We start from the raw sequence: 2,583 nt of genomic DNA on the forward strand, positions 1-2,583 counted from the left end.
GTGATAAGGCAGAGGATTTTTAGCGGAGCGGAAGCGGCGCACCGGGATGAACGCAGGCACGGTATGAAATCCGCGTCCGCTTCGCTAAAAATTCTTTGAGCTAAACCGCTCCGCTGGCGTCAGCAGCTATGGGCATTGAATCAGGGTGATGACCGTGATGTTGCAGATGGCGGTGCTGGATGCGTTGTGGAAGACGTGCCGCTGCTGCGTGTGAAGGTTGCGAGGACGCTTGTACGATCGTGACGGACGGTACGATGTGCGCAGTGGCACCGTGATCGCCGCGGCGTGGCCAAAGCGCTGCCGCAACCGGGCGAACGGTTGTCCGGACAGGTGCGCGGAGCGTGAAGGCGCGGACGTCACGGCACACCAGCCGGAGGTGCCCGCGGCCGGGCGTGATGCGGGAGGAGTCCGATGCATACCATGTGTCCGCGCGCACACGCTGGACAGTCGCGCAAGGATCGACCGGTGAGTCTGGCATAGTGGTCACGATAGTCCTGGCTGAGTTCATCAGTGGCAGTCGCGCGCGGTGGTATGACCTCGAGCAGACGCCGGCATTCGGCGAGTCCGGTTTCGCGGCGCCGGTTGCTGGGGAACCCGTAGTGACGGATACGCTGCAGTCCGCGCGGCAGCACGTGAAGCAGGAAGCGGCGGATGAACTCCGGTGCGTCGAGCCGCATCACGCGCTGTGCGGATTCATGGCGGTAGTCTTTCCAGCGGAACGTGACGTGTCCATCAGCGATGGCGATCAGGCGATTGTTCGAGATGGCGACGCGATGCGTGTAACGCCCCAGGTAGCCGAGTACCTGCTGCGGCCCGCCGAACGGTTCCTTGGAGTACACCACCCATTCCGCGCGTCGCGGGCTATCCAGATAGCGGGCGAACGCCTGCACATGCTGCAGGGGCGCGAGGGCGTTGAAGAACCGCAGGCGCCCGGTCTCAAAGGCACGCTGCAACCGCTCGAGGAACAGACGCCGGAACAGGCGTGATAGCACGCGCACCGGCAGGAAGAAACCAGGACGGCAGGCAATCCAGCGTGAGTGGTCCGGCGCCAGACCGCCACCTGGCACCACGCAGTGCAGGTGTGGATGGTGCAGCAGGTTCTGCCCCCAGGTGTGGAGGATCGCGATGAAGCCGATGTCAGCGCCGAGGTGTTTCGGATCAGCAGCGATGGTCTGCAGTGTTTCGGCGGTGGCCTGGAACAGGATGTCGTAGACCACCGCCTTGTTCTGGTAGGCGATCGCAGCGATCTCCTGCGGGATCGTGAACACCACGTGGAAGTACGGTACCGGCAGCAGATCGGCCTGACGGTCGTCGAGCCATTGTGCCCGGGCAAGTGACTGGCACCTGGGACAGTGGCGATTCCGGCAGCTGTTATAGGCGATGCGCTGATGGCCGCAGGCATCGCACTGTTCGACATGTCCGCCGAGCGCAGCGGTCCGGCATAGCTCAACCGCGCTCATGACGCGCCGCTGGGCGAGACTGAGTGACCCGGCATGGGTTTGACGATACGCGGTGCCGTAGCGACGCAATACATCTGCCACTTCCAGTTGAGCAGTCTTCATGGACGTGCTCAGACGTTTGCGGGTGGTTCTTCTGGCGGGTCAGGCGCAACTGGTTGAGGGAGCAGGTCAAACGGGCTTATGGTCGCGCAGATTGTGCTGGTAGCCACCTTCAGATAACGCGAGGTGGTGGCGAGGCTGCGGTGGCCGAGCAGCAGCTGGATGGTACGCACGTCTGTGCCCGATTCGAGCAGATGGGTGGCGAACGCGTGGCGCAGCGAGTGTGGCGTGACCGGCTTGCTGATGCCGGCCCGGCGCCGGGCCTGCTGGCACGCCAGCCGTATCGTCGCAGGAACGACGGGCTGGTCAGCGAACCGTCCCGGGAAGAGCCAGTGCTCGGGTCGACCGGTCTGCCAGTAACTGCGCAGGATTTCCAGCAGCCGTGGCGAGAGCATCACATAGCGGTCGACCTGGCCTTTGCCCTGCTCGATGCGCAGCACCATCCTCTGGCTGTCGATGTCGTTGACCTTCAGCCGCGTCACTTCCGAAATACGCAGGCCGCCCGCGTATGCCGTCATCAGGATCGCGCGGTGTTTGAGGCTCCTGATTGATTCGAAGAAAGCGGTGACCTCCTCGCGACTCAGGATCACCGGTAGTGTGCGTGGCTGCTTCGACATGACGATGTCGTCGACTGCCCAGTCGCGTTTGAGCGTAACCGTGTAGAGAAAGCGTAGCGCGGCGGTCGCGGTAACCAGGCTGCTGCGCGCCAGTTGCCGAACCTCGACGAGGTGCAGTTGCCAGGCGCGGATCTCTTCGGGTCCCAGCGTCGCCGGGGAGCGGCCAAAGTGCTTCGCGAAGGCGCCAACTTGCTGCAGGTACGCGCGTTGGGTATTGGCCGAGAGATTGCGAACGCGCATATCCTCGACCATCCGCTGACGTAGGGGTGTCATGGCAGGACTCCTTTCGGGATGAGCAGGTGCGGTGAATTGCACTGTCATCGTCGCACCCGGAAAGGAATGCCCGCGGCGCCGGCCAGGACGGGGACGTCGGCCAGCCACCATACCGCGTCAGCGGTTTAGTTCAA

2 protein-coding genes are annotated in these 2,583 nt (G+C 63.6%); both read right to left on the reverse strand.

Annotated elements, in window-relative coordinates; all coding sequences use genetic code 11:
* Window positions 1-356: 356 nt before the first annotated feature.
* Window positions 357-1,562 carry an IS91 family transposase gene (locus PQQ96_RS41825; RefSeq protein ID WP_408303245.1) on the reverse strand — a complete coding sequence of 402 codons (1,206 nt, stop codon included), beginning with the start codon at window positions 1,560-1,562 and terminating at the stop codon, window positions 357-359.
* 8 nt (window positions 1,563-1,570) lie between these two features.
* A complete protein-coding gene (locus PQQ96_RS41830; protein ID WP_408303248.1) occupies window positions 1,571-2,449 on the reverse strand; it encodes a tyrosine-type recombinase/integrase in 879 nt (292 codons plus the stop codon).
* Window positions 2,450-2,583 lie beyond the last annotated feature (134 nt).

It is taken from the genome of Paraburkholderia sediminicola, from assembly GCF_046027825.1.
GTDB classification, from domain to species: domain Bacteria; phylum Pseudomonadota; class Gammaproteobacteria; order Burkholderiales; family Burkholderiaceae; genus Paraburkholderia; species Paraburkholderia sediminicola_D.

Coding starts and splice junctions, on each gene's coding strand:
- PQQ96_RS41825 (WP_408303245.1), bottom strand. CDS start 1,562: ATGAAGACTGCTCAACTGGAAGTGGCAGATGTATTGCGTCGCTACGGC.
- PQQ96_RS41830 (WP_408303248.1), bottom strand. CDS start 2,449: ATGACACCCCTACGTCAGCGGATGGTCGAGGATATGCGCGTTCGCAAT.